Here is a 24278-nt window from a genome sequence, read left to right on the forward strand (position 1 = left end):
CACAAAATAGACTAGACAGTCTAGTTCTACACTTCTAGACTAACAAGTCTAGTTACATAGAGTTAACGTAAAACCCACAATGGATGGACTGAAATGAATCGAGCTGCCCGACGCTTTTGGCGCGCTAGTGCTATCAGCGTATTTGCCTTAGTGGTATTAAGTGCCTGCCAAAGAGAAGTCACAGAGCATGCCAACTCAGCCTCATTACAAAAAGTGGTCACAATGCCTCTAGTGTTCACATCGAGCTATCAACGTGAGCAAATATTCACAGGTACAATACGTGCGGGTAATACTACGGGTATAGGATTTGAACTATCAGGTAAATTGAGCGAACTCTATGTCGATAGCGGAACTAAGGTCGTACAAGGCCAAGTCCTTGCGAAATTAGATACGCACCTACTCGAGGCTGAGCGCCAAGAGATACAAGCAAGCCTTGCACAAACTCAAGCCGATGTTGATCTTGCAAGGAGTACCCTAAAACGTAATCTTGAGCTTAAAAAGTCAGGTTATGTGTCAGAACAATTACTCGATGAAAATCGTAGTCAATTAGTTAGTTTAGAATCGGCTAAACAGCGGCTGATGGCCTCTCAACACGCGAATCGACTAAAACTTGATAAATCACAGTTATTAGCGCCATTTGATGGTTCGATAAGCCAACGTCTTCATAGTCTAGGGGAAGTGGTATCCACCGGAAGCCCTGTATTTACCTTAGTGGGCCATATGAATCCAGAGGCGTACATTGGTATTCCTGTGGATATTGCGGATCAATTTAGTCACGGAAAACAGGTTAATGTTAGTGTAAAAGGTCAACATTTTACCGCCACAATTGCGGGTATTAGTGCAGAGGTCAATCCAATCAGCCGCACCTTACAGTTACGCATTAGCCTACCAAAAGAATCAAGCGTTATTAATGGTGAAATAGTGTATTTACATCAACAACAACACGTGACTCAAGCGGGTTATTGGGTGCCGATTTCAGCACTAACCGATGGTATTCGCGGTCTCTGGAATATCTACATAGTCACATCAGACAAGGCCGAAGCAAAGATTGAACGCCGCGATGTGGAAATTATCTACACGACCCAAGATATGGCTTATATCCAAGGGGCAATACAAGAAAATGAACACTATGTTAGCCAAGGGCTACAAAAATTAGTTGTGGGTCAAGCCGTATCCCCTGTAATCCTTTCTGGTACGAGGCAATAATGATCAAAGCCTTTGTCGAAAATGGTCGTTTAGTCAGTCTCGTGATCGCTCTCCTTATCGTTGCGGGTTTAGGCGCGATATCGAGTCTACCCCGTACGGAAGATCCCCATATTACCAACCGTTTTGCTTCCGTGATCACCTCCTATCCCGGCGCTTCTGCTGAAAGAGTTGAAGCCTTAGTCACTGAAGTAATAGAAAATCAGCTTAGACGATTAGAGGAAATTAAGCTCATTCAATCGACTTCAAGGCCAGGGGTGTCAGTTATTCAATTAGAACTAAAAGATACCGTGATGGAAACAGCACCCGTATGGTCACGGGCGCGTGATTTATTAGCCGACGCAAAGGCCAATCTACCCAATGGCATTCAAACACCCACCTTAGATGACCAGATTGGTTATGCTTATACTGCCATTTTAAGCTTAGTATGGAATGCTGATACCCCAATTCGAGCAGACATCTTGAACCGCTACGCCAAGGAACTGCAAAGTCGCTTACGGCTTTTACCGGGTACGGATTTTGTCAAACTCTACGGCGCACCCACTGAAGAAATTTTAGTTCAGCTCAACGGTAGCCAAATGAGCCAGTTACAGCTCACGCCCTCTACAGTTGCCCAAATATTAACTAATGCTGATAGTAAAATTTCCGCTGGAGAAATTAATAACACTACATTTCGCGCCTTGGTTGAAGTATCGGGTGAACTTGACTCACAAACCCGCATTCGCCAAGTACCACTAAAAATTGACACTCAAGGGCAAATTATTCGCCTTGGGGATATTGCGACTGTAACTCGCCAATCTCAAACACCAGCCGACAGCATAGCGTTAGTTGATGGTAAGCAAAGCGTATTAGTTGCAGTACGGATGCTCGATAATACTCGAGTTGATCTTTGGCAAGCTCAAGTTAATAAGGTGGTCGACGAACTCAGCCGCGATGTACCAGCAAATATCACCATACAATGGTTATTCGAGCAAAATAGTTACACCAGCGTGCGCCTTGGTGATCTTGTCATCAACCTACTTCAAGGGTTTATTATCATTTTATTAGTGCTGCTACTCACCCTTGGTGTAAGAAATGCCATTATTGTAGCGATATCTTTACCCTTAACAGCGTTATTTACATTAGCTTGTATGAAATATATCAACCTCCCTATACACCAAATGTCAGTGACAGGTCTGGTCGTAGCCCTTGGGATAATGGTGGATAACGCCATTGTGATAGTCGATGCCATAGCCCAGCGCCGCCAACAGGGAATGAGCCGGCTAGCGGCGGTCAGTCAAACCTTGCATCATCTGTGGCTGCCATTAGCTGGCTCGACTATTACCACTATATTGGCCTTTGCCCCTATTGTCTTAATGCCAGGGGCTGCGGGTGAGTTTGTAGGCGGTATTGCCATGTCAGTGATATTTGCATTGCTGGGTTCATACCTTATTTCCCATACCTTAATTGCAGGCTTAGCGGGACGCTTCAGTATCGATGGTAAACATGATGCTTGGTACCAACATGGGATCAGTATGCCCCTCTTGAGTCATTATTTCCAAGCTAGCTTACGATTTGCACTTAACAGACCCATAATAAGCGCCATTGCAATAGGCGTTATTCCAGCACTGGGCTTCTATGCTTCAGGTAAAATGACGGAGCAATTTTTTCCCCCATCAGACAGAGATATGTTCCAGATTGAGATTTACCTTGCTCCTCATGTCAGCCTTGAAAATACACTCAATCAAGTACAATTAATCGATAATACATTACGAAGTATTAATGGCATTACCCAAGTGGATTGGGTTGTTGGGGGTAATAGTCCCTCCTTTTACTATAACTTAACTCAGCGCCAGCAAGGTGCGGCCAATTATGCACAAGCCATGGTGAAAGTGATCGATTTTAAGCGTGCTAACGCCTTGATCCCTGAGTTACAGCAACAATTGGACTCCGCTTTTCCAGAGGTGCAGGTCTTAGTCCGAAAATTAGAGCAAGGCCCACCTTTCAATGCGCCAGTGGAACTGATGATCTTCGGCTCTAATCTTGATACGTTACGAGCCATTGGAGATGAAATTCGCCTTATCCTCTCAAAGACCCCTGATGTACTTCATACCCGTGCAACCTTAAGTGCTGGCGCACCAAAGGTATGGTTAGAAGTGAATGAAGATGCTGTAGTGATGTGATGGACGCCTCAGCACCTAAGCTTGCAGTATTATGCCAAGCTTAGGTGCTGACAAATAGTTCTGGAGGTTTCCATCATGGATATTAAAGTTATTGGTATCGATTTAGCCAAAAATGTTTTTCAAGTTTGTGTTTGTCTTATGGATAACTCAGTCATGACTAACAAAAAGGTTAACAGAAACAAGCTGCTCGATAAAATTAGACAATTCCCCGAAGGTAGTCTTATTGCTATGGAGGCCTGTGGTACGGCGCATTACTGGGGAAGACAATTTCAAGCTCTTGGTTATCAAGTGCAATTGATCCCTGCTCAACATGTTAAGCCATTTGTTGCAAACCAAAAGAATGATGCCAACGATGCCCTCGCTATATGCGAAGCGGTTTTCAGACCTAATATCCACATGGTTCCAGTTAAAACTGTTGAGCAACAAGACATTAAAGCATTACGTTGTGTACGTAGTCGTCTCGTTCAAAATCGAACCGCCATGGTCAATCAAATTCGAAGCCTAGCGAGCGAGTCTGGTGTGATCTTCTCTGTCGGCAGGTTGCAATTACAAGCGTCACTTAGCCGTATTTTAGCAAATAATGAGCATGAACTGTCTCATACGCTTCATTACCTGTTAAAACTTTTATATGAAGATTTATGTGTTTTAAATGAGAGAATTAATCAAATCGAGCGCGACATTAAAGCGCTATGTCAAATCCAACCTCGCTACAATGCATTGCTGTCGATCCCTGGCTTTGGACCATTAGTCACAGCAAGCTTTATGAGTGAATTAGGTTCGGGTCATCAATTTAAAAATGGCCGGCAATTATCTGCATGGTGTGGCTTAGTGCCATCACAATCGAGTTCTGGTGGAAAAGTTCGACTAGGATCGATCACGAAAAATGGCAGCTCAGAACTACGTGTTTTACTCATCCATGGCGCCAGAGCCGTTGGCCGATTTGCAAGCAAACGTGATGATAGACTTGGGCGATGGTTTAATGCACTTGCGTTAAGGCAAGGTCGACACAAAGCCGTTGTCGCATTGGCCAATAAAATAGCGCGTATAGGATGGCGGATCCTCACGAGTAACGATAATTTCGACGTTAATAAAGCGTTTGCGTAAGACGTTAAGCATCACGTAAAAGTTTACATGCACTGATGAATAAACGGTCAACCGTACCTATTAGAGCCTGACTTGACCAAGGCATTAAATGCCGATGTAGTGATAAGGTAATAGGTTTCGGATTTACATCATGGCGCGGGTAAAAAGCCTATTTAGACGCCGAATATATGGTAGTGAACCAATCATTCAAAAGTGTTGTAAAAGCTGAGGCGTCCATATATGGTCAACTAAATTTGGCCACAACTTTAGAATCTTCCCAATATCGTCGCTCTGATTCATTTGGGCTCAATCCTGCATTGTAATGATGTGGCCTGACTTCACAGTAATAACCAATGATGTAATCAGTCACATCTTGTTTAGCTTCGCTAAAACTCTTGTAGCCTTGTGTCGGGAGCCATTCCGTTTTTAAACTTCTGAAAAACCGCTCCATTGGCGCATTATCCCAGCAGTTACCACGACGGCTCATGCTCTGGGTGATTTGATATTTCCACAGCCGCTGACGGTATTTCAGGCTGGTATAATGGCAGCCTTGATCTGAATGAAATATCAGGTTTTTAGGCTTCCCACGAGATTCAAAGGCCATATCTAAGGCCTTCACCGTTAACTCAGAATCAGGTGAAAATGACATCGCCCAACCAATGGCTTTTCTCGAAAATAAATCCAGCACAACCGCTAAATAACACCAACGATTACCCGCCCAAATATACGTCACATCGCCACACCAAACGGTGTTAGGTTCGACAACTGCAAATTGTCTCTTGAGTAAATTAGGGATGGTCACATGCTCATTTTCAGCCCTCTTATAGCGGTGCTTGGGTTGTTGGCAGCTCACTAACCCAAGCTTTTTCATTAACCGAGTCGCCCGATAACGACTTAATGCAAAGCCACGTTCAGAAGCGATGGTGGCAATACTTCTCGCACCCGCAGACTGTTTGCTTTCAGCATGTATCGCTTTGATTTCACATTCTAAAAGTCGCTGCTCTGGTGTGATACAAAGCTCGCGGCTTATCCAATAACGGTAACTGCTCCGGTTCACGTTGAATACATGGCATAACACTGAAATAGGGTATTTGTTGCTCTGATTGAGTTTCTCGATTATCGAGAATTGTTCAGCGAGTCCGACATCAATAGAGCTGTAGCCTCGGTGTGCCCCTTGGGTATTTTTAGGATTTCCTTCTCGAGATTAATCCGTTCAATTTCGCGTTTAAGTGCCTTGATTTCAATTTGTTCTGGTGTCATTGGTGAGGCTTTAGGAGCATGCCCTTGGCGCTCAACCTGAAGCTGTGTTACCCACTTACTGACCGTCGATTTACCCACGTTCATGGCTTTTGCGGCCGCTTCTTGTGTATAGCCTTGATCAACGACTAATTGAGCGGTTTCGAGCTTAATGGCAGCGCTATATCGTGCACGTTTACTTTTATTCATATTGTCACCTAAATGGGTTATGAGTGAGATCATAACATTTCTTATTAGGTGGCCAAATTCACTATGCCACTACATGCGAGCTTAATGAGTGGCTTAAGCCTAACGGAGATTGCAAAGCAAATTCAAATGTCGACCACAGGTGTCATTGGTGGAAGCATACTCGAACAAACAGAATCCTTGCCAATAAGAGTTCGCTTGAGCGATGAAAATCGCGAGCAAGTCAATCGCCTATCAGAAATTCAATTAGTTTCTCCCTCTGGAGAGACGGTATCGCTTTCAGCACTCTCCCATAGTGAGATACACGTTAGCCGCGGAGCCATTCCAAGGCGTAATGGCCAAAGGGTAAATACGATTGAAGCCTATATCGTCAGCGGTGTTTTGCCCGCTCAAGTGCTCAATGATGTCAAAGATAAAATAGCACAACTCACCTTACCTTCAGGTTATCGCATTGAAATTGGTGGTGAAAGTGCAAAACGCAATGAGGCTGTAGGCAATTTACTATCGAGTGTTATGTTAGTAGTGACCTTGCTATTAGCAACCGTAGTGCTGTCATTTAACTCTTTTAGGCTCACAGCCATTATTCTACTAAGTGCTATGCAATCGGCTGGTTTAGGCTTATTAGCCGTGTTTGTTTTTGGCTACCCCTTTGGTTTTCCCGTAATCATTGGTTTATTGGGGCTAATGGGACTCGCAATAAACGCTGCCATAGTGATCTTGGCTGAGCTCGAAGAGATACCAGCGGCAAGGCTTGGAGATAAAGATGTCATTATCACTACGGTGAGTAGCTGTGGTCGTCATATAGGTTCAACAACGGTTACCACGGTAGGTGGATTTATTCCCTTAATTATTGCAGGTGGTGGATTTTGGCCCCCCTTCGCTATTGCGATTGCGGGTGGCACACTCCTAACAACCTTGCTATCACTCGTCTGGGTACCCACAATGTATTTACTTCTAATGAATACTCGACAACTGAAAACTGATAGATACGCCAACGCGCAGGAGCATTAACACTATCGTTTTGATATGGCTTTATTTACCCATTAATAGGTAGATTAATTCAATCAGGATTTGATGAATATTTTTATATTACAAAATATAGGGTTAACTCTTATTATTTAAACTGGAAATAACTTGCCAAACTCTCTATAACAAAGAGAAATATTAGACTCAAATCAAGACTATTGAGCCAAACTTGAGTTACATTAGCGCCACCTTTACCTATAGGATCGCAGCATGAACTATAAAAACTGGCCTATCGCGAAACAAATTGGCGCCCTCGCTTTTTTCCTCACGCTTATCATTTTTAGCATACTAAGCACATTAGCCTACAAAGCCGCATCAAATGTACTGGAAGATAAAGGCATAAGCGCAATGAAGGCCGAAATGCACGCGGTATCAGATATGTTAGAGTTGCAATATGACAGCATCTTGCAACTTGCTAGGCGTAATGCCGACGTCTTTAAAGAAATGTACCCCGGACAATTTACTAAACCAGATAAGCGCATCAATATCTTAGGGATCAGTACCCCAGCGCTATTACACGAAAAAGAGCAAGTAAACGCTTCGATGAGTAAAGTTGACCGATTCGCAAAAATTACGGGCGGCAATGCAACAGTCTTTGTCCGTGATGGCGATGATTTTGTTCGTATTGCAACTTCCCTTAAAAAAGCCGATGGCGCCCGTGCAGTAGGGACTTCTTTAGATAGAACTCATCCTGGTTACCTACCGCTTATCAGCGGTAAAGAATACGAAGGTTATGCCAAACTCTTTGGCAAAGACTACATGACAATCTACCGACCAATAATCGATCCCCAAGGACAAGTCATTGGTATTTTATATATAGGTTTTGATATAACCAGCTCCCTACTGCAATTACAGAAAGCGGTCAAAAACTTAACTTTGGAGGAAAGTGGTCACTTTTTATTAATGCGCAAAACTGATACCACTCTGGTTTCACATCCTAAATATAATGAGGGTGAAAAAGTAAATGAAGCAATTCTTGATGGTCTTTCTCTGGAGCAAGCACTGCAAGACAAATCAGAATGGAATTACTCAAATACACGTAACGAACGTATGTTTGCCTATAGTCAAACAGTGGCGGGCTGGAATTGGGTACTTCTTGGCCAAGTAAAAGCAAACGAACTGAATGAGGAAAGCATCGATTTATTAATTATCAATGCCATTGTCGCCATCACAGGGATTGCACTGATCACGGCATTGTTGTCACTGGTCCTCATTCGGACACTCAAACCATTACATGCTTTACAAGATCATATGGAAACCTTAGGCCGCGGCGATTTCAGTCAAAACTTAAGGCCATCAGAGCCTCGAAGCCAAAACGAAGTGGACAAGATCACCACCAGCGTATCGGTCATGTCTTCCGAATTAAAACAACTCATTATTGCCCTGCAAGATTCTGTCGAAAGTCTAGAACAACAGGCATCAAAAGCGCAAAGCATCGCTAAGCAAAATGGTGAAGAAGCCCAAGCATTGATGCTACAAACAGATCAAATCGCTACGGCAATTGAAGAAATGTCAACCTCAATCCGTGATGTTGCCAATCATGCCCAAGACGGTGCAGAGCAGAGTTTGCAAGTCGATTCAGCAGCTAAAGAAGGCTACAACCAACAGACAAAGGTTGTACAAGACTTGCTCAAACTAAGCCAACAACTCAGTAATAGTCACCAATCTATTGAAAAGGTTAGCCAAGAAAGCGAGGCAATCAGTAAGGTGACAGAGGTCATTAACAGTATTGCTGAACAAACAAATCTGCTGGCCCTTAATGCTGCTATTGAGGCTGCCCGAGCGGGTGAACAAGGCCGTGGTTTTGCTGTGGTTGCTGATGAAGTTCGTACATTAGCCCAGCGCACGCAATCTTCAATTCTGGAGATAAGCCAAACCATCGAAAAACTGCAAACCCAAGTGAAAAATGCAACTGAACAAATGGCACAAAGTCATCAACTTGGTACAACTTCGGCAACACAAGGGGAAATCACTGGCGAACAGCTTAAAGAAATCACCCGCAGAATTGGTGAGCTTGCCATTAGTTCTCGTAATATTGCCTCCGCGACAGAGCAACAAAGCAGCGTTGCCCAAGAGATTACTCATAATCTGCATCAAATCAGCGAGCTTGCTAATGAAGGAGAACACCGTGCTACTGAGACAGTGCATTCTGCCGATGAATTATCTTCCCTCGCTGCGGCATTAAAACGTCAAATAAGCCAATTTAAAGCCTAATTTGACTAATGAATGAGTTGTTTATCAAATGCCATCCACATTGGGTGGCATTTTTATTGCGTTGACTTAACCAATACACTCAATCACTGCAACCACGCCTCTTAAGCGTTCACTTAAACCTTTTTGATCTGACTACCGCGACTCCATTGGCCGTGAATATTAGCCCCAAGCGAGGATATGTACCTTAATAAAACCCAATAAAAAACCTCGCGCTTGCGAGGTTTTTTAGATTGAATTAGACGTTACTCGGCATCTTCTGCCGATCTGTCCATGTTCTCTGTATTCTCAAGCCACAGGGCATTGATAATCCCGAAAGAACAGGCCAACAAAACCCCTAATATCCACGTAAAATACCACATAGCAGATGCTCCTTAATTCTTCGTAAACATTAATAGAGTGAGGCTTTGTTATCTTCAATATGTTTACGGCCAATACGGCCAAACATTTTGAAGTAAGTCCAGACAGTGTAACTTAATACGATAGGCACAAAAATCGCGGCTGCACCTGTCATTACACCTAAGGTCTTCTCACTGGCCGTAGCATCCCACATAGTCAAACTCACATTAGGATCTAATGATGATGGCATGACAAATGGGAACATAGCCGCACCACAAGTCAAAATCACCATAGCCACAGTCAGTGAACTGAATAGGAATGCAAAACCAGAACGGTTAAAGCGACTAACCAAAATCACCAACAGGGGCAATACCACACCTAAGATAGGGAACAGCATAGTGATGGGGTATTTGTCATAGTTTGCTAACCATGCTCCAGCCTCAACCGCTACTGTTTTCATCGTTGGATTCGATACCGCATTGTGATCAAGTGCCGAGGTCACAACATAACCGTCAATACCATTGGCTAACCACACACCAGCAGCAGCAAACAACACTGCCACTAATAACGCAAAGAATTGAGTTGCTTTCGCCGCTCGAACACGCAGTTCACCATCGGTCTTCATTTGTAACCATGAAGCGCCTTGCATCATAAACATGCTCACGCTTACAAGACCTGCCAGTAAACCAAATGGGTTTAGTAAGCCAAATAAACCGCCGTGGTATTTTGCACGCAGGAACTCATCAAAGTTAAATGGAACACCTTGCAATAAGTTACCAAAGGCAACACCAATGATCAGTGGAGGAATAAAACCACCCGCAAATAGAGCCCAATCCCATGACTTACGCCATTTTGGATCCTCGATTTTTGAACGATAGTCAAATCCCACAGGACGCATGTATAGGGCAAACAGCACTAACATCATAGCCACATAGAAGCCAGAGAAAGACACTGCATACACTGTTGGCCAAGCGGCAAATAACGCACCACCAGCGGTGATTAGCCATACTTGGTTACCATCCCAATGGGGGGCAATCGTATTGACCATAATACGGCGCTCGGTATCGTCTTTACCTATAATTGGTAGTAACGCACCGACACCCATATCAAAACCGTCAGTAACCGCAAATCCGATGAACAGTACGCCGATCAGAGCCCACCAGATTACTCTTAATATTTCATAATCAAACATAATGAAATCCTCTGCTTAGGCTTCTAGTTTCTCGAAATGATAACGACCAGTTTTTAAACTGCTCGGACCAAGGCGGGCAAACTTAAACATCAGGAACATCTCAATCACTAACAAGATTGTGTAGAAAAGTGTGATAGAGAGGATACTGAACCATAAATCACCCGTCGTTAAACTCGACGCAGACATAAAGGTTGGCAAGACTTCAGAAATTGTCCAAGGTTGACGACCGTATTCAGCCACAAACCAACCGCATTCAATGGCGATCCAAGGTAATGGTAAGCTATAAAGCGCAGCCTTAAGCACCCATTTTTTCTCTTCAATTTGATGACGAGTGCTTTGCCAGAATGCCGCTGCAAACACAAACAGCATGACAAAACCTAATCCCACCATGATACGGAAACTCCAGAACATAGGCGCAACACTTGGGATAGAATCCTTAGCAGCCGCTTTAATTTGTTCTTCAGTCGCATCGACAATGTTATCGGTATAGCGTTTGAGTAAGAAACCGTATCCTAAGTCCACTTTAGCCGTTTCAAAAGCAGCACGTAGTTCAGGGGTTTCTTCACCTGCACGCAATTTCACCAACATCTCATAGGCTTTCATACCGTTACGAATGCGCACTTCGTGCTCAGCAATCAAATCATGAATACCTGTTACTTCCTCATCCAATGAACGAGTCGCAACAATACCCATTGCATAAGGGATCTTGACTGCAAAATCAGTTTCCATCGTTTCTTGATTAGGGAAACCTATCGCAGTAAAGGCTGCTGGTGCAGGCTCTGTGTGCCATTCAGCTTCAATCGCAGCTAACTTAACGCGCTGAGCTTCACCCACTTTATAGCCTGATTCATCACCTAAAACGATAACAGACAGAATCGATGCCATACCAAAACTTGCCGCAATCGCAAACGAACGGCGGGCAAAAGGTAAGTCACGTTTTTTAAGAATGTAGTAAGCGCTGATCGCTAACACAAACATAGCACCCGTCACATAACCAGAAGCCACAGTGTGGACAAATTTCACCTGTGCAACGGGGTTAAAGACCACTTCAGCAAAACTGGTCATTTCCATACGCATGGTTTCGTAATTGAATACGCTACCCACTGGATTTTGCATCCAACCATTAGCAACCAAAATCCATAGCGCTGATAAGTTAGAACCAAAGGCAACTAACCAAGTCACAGCTAAATGTTGGCGCTTAGTGAAACGATCCCAACCGAAGAAGAACATACCTACGAAGGTAGATTCAAGGAAGAAGGCCATTAAACCTTCAATGGCAAGTGGTGCACCAAAGATGTCACCAACATAATGCGAATAATAAGACCAGTTAGTACCAAACTGGAACTCCATCGCCAAGCCCGTTGAAACACCCAAGGCAAAGTTAATACCAAATAACTTACCCCAGAACTTAGTCATATCTTTATAAATTTGTTTATCAGTCATCACATAGAGTGATTCCATGATAGCCAGCAAAAATGCTAACCCTAAAGTTAAAGGAACAAATAGGAAGTGATACATGGCTGTCAGCGCAAACTGCAACCGCGATAGCTCAACAACCTCTTCAACAATCATCGGTAACTCCTTACGTGGTGCGTCCAATTGCTACAACGAAATCCGAATTGTTTATAGCAAGTGCCTTTGTAGGATAGTGAGTTTCATTTTGTGTTTATATCTGGCGACAGTATAAACCGTTAAAATTAATCTTTTGCATTACATCGAAGCAGCAAGGGCTAAAAGTATCAATTTCCATCACATATTGGGACAAGCGTCACACTATCACATAGCATTGAGACTAATGCCTCACAACCTAACCAATCAAATGATCCCATCGATATAAATATCAGATAGTTAGGATATTTACTCGTTTTCATTTGTGAGTATTTTATACCACCTGCTTTTGATTCAAATCAATCAAACTCAGGGGTTTAGATGGGTTTTGCGGCAAGGCACACACTTCCCCACTCACGGTAATTGACAAATCAACAAAAAAGGTGTAGAGAGCGTAAATTATTAAATGTAAAGTGACATTTTTATCGCTTTCATATGAAAATCAAAACCAAACGCCACAAATCAACAATAGGTATACAAAAAATAACAAATATACTATTACTTAACAAGTCAAACATATAGATAATCAATAAAAAATAAAATATAAATCATATGCATATGAAAAGTTAAAAATTAAAAGCTGAATCATTAAAAAAATTTAAGATTAATTTTTCTAATGATTATTTGTATTTTTTCTCGTTTGATAAGATTTTATTCATTGCTTAATATGTGTCCAGTGCTAAGACGGCAGTTTTATCGTTCTGGTGAAGCGTCCCAGAAAAGCCCGATATCGCACATCTTGGTTTAACTTTGTTATGGAGACAGCGATATGACAAACTTATTTGAACGTCTAATTAACATCTACAAGCCTGTTTTTGTTGAACTTTATAAAGCACACGAGCTTTAAGATTTTACATATTACTCGATATAGATCCTGATTTAGTTTGAAGTTTTGTTAGCGCAAAACCAGCCTCCTTCTCCTTGAGTTGGAGGCTTTTTCTTTTCCTATACCCTATTTTTTGTAAGGGAAATCGCTTTAGAAGATTGAGACTAAAGATTTATCGAGTGTGCAACATACTCATTAAGAGGTAATTGGCAATTAAAGCGAGAATTTAGTTACTTAAGTACAATAGATTATTTGCAATAAAGGCTAATATATTGAAATGGCTAATTTTAATAAAACATGCATTTAGAATATAAAAAAGGAGCGAAAAAATTCGCTCCTTTTTTGATGACCTAAACTTTAAACTTCTTGTATTTTAGGAGGTTAACCTAAGGTCACTCGCGCATTACGGAACATTCGCATCCAAGGGCTATCTTCACCCCAAGTATCCGGATGCCAAGAGTTCGCTACGGTTCTGAACACACGTTCGGGGTGCGGCATCATCAACGTTACGCGGCCATCAGTGGTACAAATCCCCGTCAAGCCATTTGGCGAACCGTTCGGGTTTTGTGGATACTGAGTCGCAATATCACCTTTACCATTAACAAAACGCAGCGCAATTGTGCCTGACGCTTCGGCAATCGCCAGCGCTTCAGGGCTGGCAAACTCAGCCAAACCTTCACCGTGGGATACGGCGATAGGCATACGTGAACCGGCCATACCTTGGAAGAATAACGACGGGCTCTGTTGCACCTCAACTAAGCTGAAACGCGCTTCGAAACGCTCTGAGCGGTTACGCACAAAACGTGGCCAGTGCTCGCTACCTGGGATAATTTCTTTCAGGTTCGACAGCATTTGACAACCGTTACACACGCCAAGGGCGAAACTTGAGTCACGTTCAAAGAAACGTGAAAACTCATCGCGCGCACGCTCGTTAAACAGAATCGACTTAGCCCAACCCTCACCTGCGCCTAATACATCACCGTAGGAGAAGCCACCACAGGCCACTAGGCCTTGGAAATCCTCTAGGCTAATACGGCCAGATAAAATGTCCGACATGTGTACGTCGCGGCTTTCAAAGCCAGCGCGATCAAAGGCTGCTGCCATTTCTACGTGGGAGTTAACGCCCTGCTCACGCAAAATCGCCATCTTAGGCGCAGCGCCCTTAAGAATATAAGGCGCGGCAACATCTTGGCTTGGATCAAAACTTAAGTTAACGGTTAAGCCTAAATCGGTTTCGTCTTGCTTAAGTTTGAACTCTTCAAGCGCGCAGGCTGGGTTATCACGCAAAGCTTGCATACGATACGTGGTTTCTGACCACACAGTATGCAGCGCAACACGGGTATCACTGAAGATTTCACGCGCGCCATCTTTAATGGTGATGCGTTGATCGTCGGCGAGGGTTCCGATCACATGGCAAGGTACGCCAGCGATTGCAAACTGAGCGGCAATTTTCGCAGCGTTGTCGCGGCTCACTTGCAGCACAGCGCCGAGCTCTTCATTAAAGAGTCGCTCTAAATCCGTGCCCTGCAAGTCTTCTACATTTATGTCTAAACCAGTATTACCAGCAAAAGCCATTTCCACTAAGGTAGTGAATAAACCACCGTCGCTACGGTCGTGGTAAGCGATAACCGACTTTTTAGCCACTAGATTTTGCATGGTTTCGAAGAAACCACGCAGTAGTGCTGCATCGTCAAGATCCGGCGCAATATCACCCAGCTCACCAAACACTTGGGCTAAACAAGAACCGCCTAAACGATTTTTGCCCGCACCTAAATCCACTAACAGTAAAGACGTTTCGCCTTTATCTGTGCGTAGCTCTGGCGTCACTGTATTGCGAATATCTTGCACCACGCCAAAAGCCGTAATCACCAATGACATAGGTGACGTCACGGTTTTATCCGCGCCATCTTGCTGCCATGCGGTCTTCATCGACATAGAGTCTTTACCGACCGGAATGGTCAGGCAGAGCTCTGGACACAGTTCTTCACCCACGGCTTTCACCGCTTCATAAAGACCCGCATCTTCACCGGGGTGACCCGCGGCAGACATCCAGTTGGCAGAAAGCTTGATACGCTTAAATGAACCGATATCGGCACCAGCGATATTCATGATGGATTCAGCCACAGCCATACGGGCAGAGGCGCCAAAGTCCAGCAGCGCCAGCGGTGTACGCTCACCCAGTGACATAGCCTCACCAGCGTAGGTATCAAAGCTTGCCGCAGTCACAGCGCAATCGGCCACAGGCACTTGCCATGGGCCCACCATTTGGTCACGGTTCACTAAACCTGTGACTGTGCGATCGCCAATAGTGATAAGGAAGGTTTTATCTGCGACCGTAGGCAAGCTCAGTACGCGTTTAACCGCTTCTTTAACATCAATCTTGTCTTGCGCTAACGCGGGCGATACCGCTTTGGCCGATACCACATCACGGCTCATCTTAGGCGCTTTGCCTAATAAGACTTCGAGTGGTAAATCGATAGGATTATTGTCGAAATGGCTGTCGCTAAGCGTCAGGTGTTTTTCCGCCGTCGCTTCACCCACCACCGCAAAAGGCGCGCGCTCACGCTCACAGATGGCAGTAAATAGCGCCAGATTTTCGGGGGCAACTGACAGCACATAACGTTCTTGTGATTCGTTACACCAGATTTCCAGCGGACTCATGCCAGGCTCATCCGAAGGCACATTACGCAGATTAAACAAACCGCCGCGCTCGCCGTCATTCACGAGTTCTGGGAAAGCGTTCGACAAACCGCCCGCGCCCACATCGTGGATAAATTGGATAGGGTTTTTATCGCCAAGCTGCCAACAGCGGTCAATCACTTCCTGACAACGACGTTCCATTTCTGGGTTTTCACGTTGCACAGAAGCAAAATCCAAGTCTTCGCTCGATTGACCCGATGCCATAGAGGAAGCCGCGCCGCCGCCCAGACCTATGTTCATCGCAGGGCCACCGAGCACAATCAGCTTAGCGCCAACGGTAATTTCGCCCTTTTGTACGTGTTCTTCACGAATGTTACCTAAACCACCGGCCAACATAATGGGCTTGTGGTAACCACGGACTTCAACACCGTTGTGGCTGCTGACTTCCTGCTCATAGGTACGGAAATAACCGACCAATGCCGGACGACCAAACTCGTTGTTAAATGCCGCGCCGCCGAGTGGTCCTTCGGTCATGATGTCCAGCGCGCTCACGATACGTTCTGGCTTGCCATAGTTACCTTCCCATGGTTGAACAAAACCCGGGATTTTTAAATTGGATACACTAAAGCCTGTTAAACCCGCTTTAGGTTTAGAACCACGACCCGTCGCGCCTTCATCACGGATTTCACCACCTGAACCGGTTGCGGCGCCAGGATAGGGGCTGATGGCCGTTGGATGGTTGTGGGTTTCCACTTTCATCAGGATGTGCATAGGCTCAGTGTGGTAGCTATACACCCCATCAGGATCGGGGAAGAAACGACCCGCAACCGAACCTTCCATCACTGCAGCGTTATCTTTGTAGGCAGATAACACATGATCAGGCGTGGTTTCAAAGGTGTTCTTGATCATTTTGAACAATGACTTAGGCTGAACTTCACCGTCAATAGTCCAATCTGCATTAAAAATCTTATGACGACAATGCTCAGAGTTTGCCTGAGCAAACATCATCAATTCGATGTCATGGGGATTACGGCCTAAACGGACGAAGTTCTCGACTAAATAGTCGATTTCATCTTCGGCTAAGGCAAGCCCCAATTCAGTGTTAGCCACCTCAAGTGCACGGCGACCTTCCCCAAGAATATTGACGCTCTTAAACGGCGCAGGCTCAGTGCGTTTGAATAACACATCGGCTTTGGCAAAATCATCGAGGATAATTTCAACCATACGATCGTGCAGCAACGCATTTAAGGTTTGTTGCTGGGCCACTGTCAGTGCATCTGACTCGACATAATAGGCAACACCACGCTCCAAACGCTTCACCTTACCAAGACCACAATTGTGGGCGATATCAGTGGCTTTAGATGACCATGGGGAAATTGTGCCGGGGCGAGGAGTAACAAACAGGAGTGAACCTTGGGGGATATGAGCTTCTATCGCAGGTCCATAGGTGAGAATTTTTTCAAGTTGCTGGCGTTCATTTGTGTCGAGCAACTCGCTCAAATCCGCTAAATGCACATACTCAGCATAGATTTGGCGTACCGGAAGCGCCGCGTTTACGCAGGCCTCCATTAGCTTTTGCACTCTAAACATCGAGAGTGCGGGGGCTCCGCGGATGATCTCCATCACGTCTATTCACCTTATTATTTATTATTGCAGGGGTCAGATGTGGCGCTATTATAGGGAAATGTCTATCACAAATCACCTGTGACCTTACGCAAAACAGTGTTTCCTGTGAGATAAAAAGCGTGGTGTTATCAGACTCCTCCTTCTCCCCTGTACAAATTTTTTTCGTTATCCCACACAAACGGATATAATCACAGCACTGTCAGCCATTTTATCTCTGATACCTCACTGACCATCTATTTTTCATCGTATTGATTTTATTTAACAAAGCGCATTTAATGACTCGATTTCTGCTTATTATCATCTTAGGTTTCTTACTGACTGCCTGTCAGCAGGTGACCGTGGACGAACCAGAATTCGTTCCTCATCAGCTCACTGAACTGCGGGTGGGAACCCTTTATGGCCCTCAGATCTATATGACATCCGGCCAAGGAAATAGTGGATTTGACTACGATATGGCGCTGCGATTTGCCGAATATCTCAACGTCCCCTTAAAAATGGTGCCTTATACTAACCGCTCAGAGCTCTATGACGCCCTAAAAAAGAATGATATTGATATTATTGCCGCAGGTATGACAGAAACGCCTGCGCGAAGAGAACAATTCCGTCTAGGCCCACCTTTATATCGCGTTAATCAAGTGCTCGTTTATCGAGAAGGCGTGGCAGCCCCCAAAGATATCAGCAAGTTAAAAGGAAGAATCACTATCATTGCTGACTCAGCGTTTGTAGAGACATTGACTCAACTGCAAAAACATCATCCGAGTCTAGTCTGGGATCAAGTAACAGATAAAGACAGTGAAGAGTTGCTGGCGATGATCGCAAATAAAGAAATTGATTACACTATCGCTGACTCTAGCAGTGTCCAAATTAATCGCCGTTATCTACCCGATTTACGTTCTGGCCCTGTGCTTGAAGAAAAACTCGATGTGGTCTGGTTATTACCTCCGACTCACAGCGATGCACTTATGAGCCAATTATTGGCTTTCTGGCATCAAGAAAAGCTCGCAGGGACGCTCGATCATCTCAATGAAAAGTATTTTGGCCACGTTAAACGTTTCGATTATATCGATACTCGTGCTTTCCTGCGTGCTATCGAAACAGTCCTTCCTCGTTATCGTCAACTGTTTGAGACCCATGCAGGTGATTTAGATTGGCGTAAACTTGCAGCAACAAGTTACCAAGAATCCCACTGGAATCCGCATGCCCGCTCCCCCACGGGAGTCCGTGGCATGATGATGCTCACAGAACCCACAGCCAAAGAAATTGGCATCACTAACCGCCTCGATGCAGAAGAAAGTATCCGCGGCGGCGCCGCATATCTAAGGGATATGATTAACCGTTTGCCCGAATCCATCCCTGAAAGTCAACGTATGTGGTTTGCACTAGCCTCTTACAATATAGGGTATGCCCATGTGGAAGATGCGCGAAAACTCGCAGAATCAATGGAATTAAATCCCAATGCTTGGCGAGATCTAAAGAAAGTTTTACCTCTACTACAAAAACGGAAATATTACCAAAAAACCCGTTATGGTTATGCTCGTGGCAGTGAAGCTGTACATTACGTGGATAGTATTCGCCGCTACTACGATACATTGGTGTGGGTGGATAATCAGTCAAAACAACCTATGCCAGAGGACGAGCAAAACGATCTTATTGCTGAAGAACTCCCCAGTATGCCTGCAGGCTCCCTTAGCCCAGATCAACCTAAATAACTTATTTAAGTAAGCCAAAGATGCTTAAGCGTTATTTTTATACGCACAGAAATTGAGCCAACACTCACTATTGACTTTCTTAACCTAAAATCTAGAAATTTTAATCTTTAATTAAGAGAATGAACGCTAAAGTGCATCAATTGATGCCTTAACTTGCTGGTTTATAAAGCAGATAACCATAAGGGGATTGCCGCTGCTTATCTCAACTGCTACTGTCTTAGTCAATTGAGATAAAACATTAGCGTTACAGGCGTTAAATCAAAGTAAAAGTGCGAATAAATAATGCTCAATAAAAATAATCAAAAATGGGGTCAATATGAGAAAAAAAACTATTCATCATAACAATGCATCACGTCGTCGTACTTTGCTAAAAATACGCCATCGTCGAATATTAAACCGCCAAAAACTTTTCTTTACTTTTATCCAATCTCAAGACTAAAAACACTTTCTATCGCTTTTACTCTATCCCTTGCTGCGCCCTTTGAGCTAGTTTTAAAGCCTTCTTTTCATCCCTACGGCGTTTAAAAAAACGACTCAACTGTGCGCTACAAGCCTCAGCTAATACACCTGATGTCACTTCAACTTGATGATTAAACGCCGGATGTTGCAGTAAATTCACCACAGTCCCCGCAGCACCGGTTTTTTCATCCCGAGCACCATAAACCACCCGCGCGATCCGGCTGTGCACCATAGCGCCTGCACACATAGCGCAAGGTTCAAGGGTTATATAAAGGGTGGCATCCAAAAGACGATAGTTTTCGAGCTTTTTACCTGCGCTACGTAAACAGAGGATCTCTGCATGGGCGCTAGGATCGTGTTGGCTAATAGATAAATTGTAACCCGTCGCAATCTGCTGACCGTCTTTGACTAGAACCGCACCCACAGGCACTTCACCCGCAGCTTCAGCCTTCTCTGCCATCTGCATCGCGACTTGCATCCAATATTCGTCTAACTTCATTTGGTCCACTAGGCGGTCACTCATCTGTAAAAATACGGCCAATTATACCTATAACCAATAAAAAAGGCGCACTGAGCACCTTTCACTGAATAAGGGTTAAGCCCTTTCGACTGTTGTTTGAGTAAATAATGGGCTTTCATCTCTCTCGGGATTGGACCTGCAGATTTAGGATAGAGTAGCCTTTATTCAAATCGCTGTTCGTGCTCCATATCCTCCCGCTGTTCTCGCTCTTTCTGACGCTCGATTAGTTGAACCAAGTTTGCAGAGAGTGTTTTAGCTGCGGCCGCAATATCTGATCTTTCATGTTCAACCAACTTTCTAATAGCATCCGTTCCAGGTTGCATTGCGTTTGCTCGGCTACCAGAAGTAACACGTTCAGCAAAAGCCTCCAGAACAGCTTCAGGTTCAGGAGATGCTTCCAGCAGTCTGAGTGCTGACTCTGACATAATAACTGCACCCTGATTTCCATCCTGTTCCCAAAGACTAATACCCGCCGCTACAATCGCCCACACTTTGGTATCGTTTCTGGCTCTGCACCATTCAATCAACACGTCCACATCGATTTTGGCGAGAATTGACTGGTCCAATCCGCTATGCAGAATAAAGAACTGTCGCAGATGTTGTTGCTCTTCAGTGCCCTCAAAAACACGATTCAGGAATGCTGCAGGCATTAATGCCGCAGTCGACGCAATGGTGTTTTCGCATGAATAAATGTAACCATAGTTGTCATCGACAACAGTAAATATGGTATCCAACCACTCTTGCTTTGCGGCCTCATTGCAATTAAAGCGTAACGCAGCACTGATCACACGCTCCATTCGGTAATCCCTGCCACCACTATAATCGTCATGATTTTTTGAGAGACTCAAGATCGCAGCTCTTAAACCTATTTGTCGAAAGTCGGGACCAAGTGTATCAACTGTACCATCTAACCTCATGCTTAGCGCCTCTAGCACCACATCATCACCATTCGGTTTACTCAGGAGCCGTTGAGCGAGATTGATAATACGGCCTTTAGGCAAATGCGCATAGTCGTCCCGCCAGAGGATTGGTTCAAACATGCTCGGGTGAATTTCTGGGTCATCCAGAATTGCCATACAACGATCTAGGTCGGTTTCTGTAAATTTTCCACAAGGGTGCAAATTAACCAAGGCCTGTCGAAGCTTAGGATGCTGCGTGCACAGTTCGAGTAGCTCTTGAGCTAGAACTGAATCGATAGAGTCAACCTCTTTGATGAAACCACCAAAGACAGCAATATCTCGGCAGACTTCGGACTGCAGCCCCAGCTGTTCGACGAGTAGCTGCCAGCAGACTCGTAAATCATGCGTCCCTTTTGCCAAGCCTCTCCCGAATGCGGTGCGATAAGGCATCGAATCGCTGGAAAAAAGATGTGGACCCAGCTCGTCGAGCTTATGGTCCGATAACGCAAATTCCTCACCTAACCGGAGCGCCTTAGTTTCAAGTCGTTGCCTAGCTTCATCATATTTGTGGATTTTTTCATGATCAAAATTAGTATCCAATGCCCAATAATCCGGCCTATTGCTCAACACATAAGTCAGAATTGCCGGAATCAAGTCATGGGGCTCCAACTCCCTCTCCAATACGGCAAGGTTGTCCGGCAGAGGCTCAACATCATCCCCATCTTTGCGCTTGGTATGGTCGAAATAGATAGTTGTTCGGACGGCTTTCCAACCATCTCCCCAAGGGCGATGTGCATGTAATTTGCCAGCAGCGTCAATTAGCTTTTCCCTCATTGCAACTTGTCGCCACATTCCTCTAAATGCTTTCGCCAGCGTCTGTCTTGCAAGATCTTCAAGAGTCGAATCACCGGAGGTTCCCAGTTTGACAGCAACGTCGATAAAGGCGCTACGCCACTGCACAAGCTGATCGTGATTGGGTTGAAATCCATAGTCTCTTGGGCGAGCACCAAACTCGTTTACCCCTGACCCACTCCACCGCGCCTCTAAGGCTGTAGAGAGCATCCTTAAACCTAATGACCTCCTTACAGTCACGCTTGATGAAAGACATTCATTCATGATCGCAATGCGTTGTTCTAAAGTAGCGTGTGTGCCGGACAGATATGCTTGGAAGAACTTCGTTATCTGATTTCGCGCAGAAGCATTGTTGTTGCTTTCCTCTTCGAAGTCCGCTAAATGGATGAGGAGCCTAATGCACCGCTCAAAGGCGATCGGTTCATACGCCAGCAATAGCAGAAGATTGATAATTGACGTTCGTCGAGACTTATAACCTGGTTTCATACCTTTAAAATCAGAGGTGATAAGTATCGCTTCAATCCTGTCGAGCAGAACTTCTGGCGTTACTGGTGCGATATAATCCAGCATTCGTGCCGATATATCGTTTAATTCGGTTATCCGCCCCAGCAACCCATCGGGTTGAAGCCAAGTTTCAACGATCTCTTTCGCCACAGGATGATCATGCAACAACCCGAGCCTATGTGCGAAAGACATGAGTAAGCGTTGACGTCCGGGGGCTTCAAAGGTTTCTCTAAGTTGAGCAACGGGTAAATTATTCAGTGCCGACATAGACAACTTATTGGCAATGGCATGGGGCAAAATAGCTCTCCAATAAGCCCTCTTCTGTACTATATGGCGCTCTGATAACTTGTTGACTGACCGAGACAACTGGCTTGAGGAATACCCAAAGTTCGAACCCAATACCTCAAGTTCGTTTTGGCCTTTCTCAACAGTTGCTACCGAGAATGAATAGACCAGAGACAGAATTTCAGCGTGCTCACGCAGGTTATCATCAGGGCCTTTACGCTGCTCAAACAAGCGATCAAACAACTGAGTATCAGAAAGCTGAGCTAAACTCTCACCTTCCTCAACCCGCTCGGCAATAGCCAGAGATACCCTCGAGTTACCATCAGCAAACGCGGCAATTCGGCGGGCGTTATTCTGGCCGATTTTAGGGAAACGGCGCAGCAGAAGCTGTTCAGCCACCTCAGGCCCTACTGCTTCTATATGGATGACCTCTGTGGTCTGAGGCTTATCGTCTCTGATGTCATATTCAACCGTGATAAGGCTGACCTTTGTACCTTTGGCAGAGACTTTACTGGCTAGTAAGGTGTGCAATTCTGAAGGGCAATTATCAAGGACCATAATAGCCCGTTCCCCCTCTGCAATCAGCCTATCTAGCATTGCTGTAGCAGAAGGCTCCGGACTTTCACCTGTGTCGACATAGACTGCGATAGTCCGGTCAAGCGCATCTGTACCGACCGTTTCATCGAAAAGTGCCTGTACAATTCTGGTCTTTCCAACACCAGATAATCCAGTGATGCGAACCGCCTTCTTAGTAGAGCGAATAAGATCTCGCATCGGTGCAATGGCGTCATTAATGCTGAGCGGTTGCCCCCAGCCTGACGGCAGAGTCACAGTCACACCCGAGGCTGAAATCAAGATGTCCGGCGTACCCTCTGGTGGATTGCTCCATGCGCCGTATGGCTGCCAACCTGAATATCCCTGACCGAGATTTCTTTTTGTCCAGAGCATGACTGACGGATGTTGCCGTACCCATTGAGCCAGTTTAGAACGGTCGTAGAAGTCCAAGTAAAGATTGTCACTATTAGGATCATCCGCTACGGCATCTCGCATTGCTTTGAGGCGGTCCCTCTTCATAGGAGGAGAGCAATCATCACCTAAGCTGACAATGATATAGCTCCCACCTCTTTTGGCATGTTCAGAGATGGTCGGTGACAGTTTCCCAGCGGTGACCATTTCCTTGATGATCGCAGCCATCGGCATTGAATGCTTTTTGGCCTGAAGAATTGTGTTGGGTCTTTCAAGAAAACCTGTGCTCAGCTGTTCGACAGGGACTTGAACGTGAATATCAATGCCACCATCAGGAGCATTAATTGAGCCTGACCAGTTTACATATGCAGGGCTATGTCCCTGCGCAGCTATTTCAGCCTCGGCAAGACGAGCAATCAACTCTTCGAGCAGAGTATCGGAGAGTCGGAGTAATTCGTCTTTCTCAATATCAAAAATTGCCACGGTAATCCTCAGCTGAACATCTTGTTAACCCTATCGAGAGCAAGATAATTTTATTGGATAATCAATAATTCGATAATAACAGCTCTTAGCATAATGATTAAAAAGAAGTTTAAGGAGGAAAACCTTGCAAATTAGATATGTTAACCCACATAGCGGTACACAATCCTGCAATGGTAATAAAGTGCAGCCTTATATAATTACTCCATCAAAGGACTGCTGTTTGCGTACAAAGCGATACTGAC

Annotated in this window: 10 protein-coding genes and 3 pseudogenes; 6 read left to right on the top strand and 7 right to left on the bottom strand. The window is 44.8% G+C overall.

The genetic code is table 11. The annotated features are described in order from the left end of the window. Positions 1–93: 93 nt before the first annotated feature. From MZ182_RS13835 to MZ182_RS13845, 3 genes and pseudogenes are all read left to right on the top strand, one after another. A complete protein-coding gene (locus MZ182_RS13835) occupies positions 94–1206 on the top strand; it encodes an efflux RND transporter periplasmic adaptor subunit (RefSeq protein WP_248069848.1) in 1113 nt (370 codons plus the stop codon). Then, positions 1206–3362: pseudogene (locus MZ182_RS13840) on the top strand (efflux RND transporter permease subunit); the annotation flags it as partial. The gene MZ182_RS13835 and the pseudogene MZ182_RS13840, both read left to right, overlap by 1 nt. 78 nt (positions 3363–3440) lie before the next feature. Further along, the gene (locus MZ182_RS13845) at positions 3441–4469 is read left to right on the top strand and encodes an IS110 family transposase (protein ID WP_011979494.1); all 1029 of its coding nucleotides are present in this window, start codon (positions 3441–3443) and stop codon (positions 4467–4469) included. A gap of 223 nt (positions 4470–4692) precedes the next feature. Here the strand turns inward: MZ182_RS13845 and MZ182_RS13850 are convergent. Further along, a pseudogene (locus MZ182_RS13850) lies at positions 4693–5894 on the bottom strand (IS3 family transposase). 75 nt (positions 5895–5969) lie between these two features. Here MZ182_RS13850 and MZ182_RS13855 point away from each other — a divergent pair. Then, a pseudogene (locus MZ182_RS13855) lies at positions 5970–6902 on the top strand (efflux RND transporter permease subunit); the annotation flags it as partial. Between the two features lie 225 nt (positions 6903–7127). Then, on the top strand, positions 7128–9131 hold the full coding sequence (locus MZ182_RS13860; RefSeq protein WP_014610998.1) for a methyl-accepting chemotaxis protein: 2004 nt from the start codon (positions 7128–7130) through the stop codon (positions 9129–9131). 242 nt (positions 9132–9373) lie between these two features. Here the strand turns inward: MZ182_RS13860 and cydX are convergent, their stop codons facing one another. The 4 genes from cydX to purL all read right to left on the bottom strand — a co-directional run bounded on the left by cydX (position 9374) and on the right by purL (position 17356). Then, positions 9374–9490: a cytochrome bd-I oxidase subunit CydX gene (gene cydX / locus MZ182_RS13865; RefSeq protein ID WP_011788717.1), complete on the bottom strand. Its 117-nt coding sequence runs from the start codon at positions 9488–9490 to the stop codon at positions 9374–9376. Between the two features lie 29 nt (positions 9491–9519). Further along, positions 9520–10659 (bottom strand): cytochrome d ubiquinol oxidase subunit II, encoded by a 1140-nt coding sequence (gene cydB, locus MZ182_RS13870; RefSeq protein ID WP_011788716.1) that lies wholly within the window; start codon positions 10657–10659, stop codon positions 9520–9522. 15 nt (positions 10660–10674) lie between these two features. Then, positions 10675–12231 (bottom strand): cytochrome ubiquinol oxidase subunit I, encoded by a 1557-nt coding sequence (locus MZ182_RS13875; protein WP_011788715.1) that lies wholly within the window; start codon positions 12229–12231, stop codon positions 10675–10677. Between the two features lie 1243 nt (positions 12232–13474). Then, positions 13475–17356, bottom strand: coding sequence for a phosphoribosylformylglycinamidine synthase (gene purL / locus MZ182_RS13880; RefSeq protein ID WP_248065835.1), 3882 nt, complete (start codon positions 17354–17356; stop codon positions 13475–13477). Between the two features lie 278 nt (positions 17357–17634). Here purL and mltF point away from each other — a divergent pair, with 278 nt between their 5' ends. Beyond that, the gene (gene mltF / locus MZ182_RS13885) at positions 17635–19068 is read left to right on the top strand and encodes a membrane-bound lytic murein transglycosylase MltF (protein WP_011788713.1); all 1434 of its coding nucleotides are present in this window, start codon (positions 17635–17637) and stop codon (positions 19066–19068) included. 457 nt (positions 19069–19525) lie between these two features. Here mltF and tadA read toward each other — a convergent pair whose 3' ends face one another. Continuing rightward, a complete protein-coding gene (gene tadA, locus MZ182_RS13890) occupies positions 19526–20050 on the bottom strand; it encodes a tRNA adenosine(34) deaminase TadA (protein ID WP_411028080.1) in 525 nt (174 codons plus the stop codon). Positions 20051–20208: 158 nt separating this feature from the next. Further along, complete coding sequence (locus MZ182_RS13895) at positions 20209–24036, bottom strand: hypothetical protein (protein ID WP_248065825.1); 3828 nt, start codon at positions 24034–24036, stop codon at positions 20209–20211. Positions 24037–24278: the final 242 nt, after the last annotated feature.

Source organism: Shewanella sp. JNE2, assembly GCF_023159115.1.
Classification (GTDB): domain Bacteria; phylum Pseudomonadota; class Gammaproteobacteria; order Enterobacterales; family Shewanellaceae; genus Shewanella; species Shewanella putrefaciens.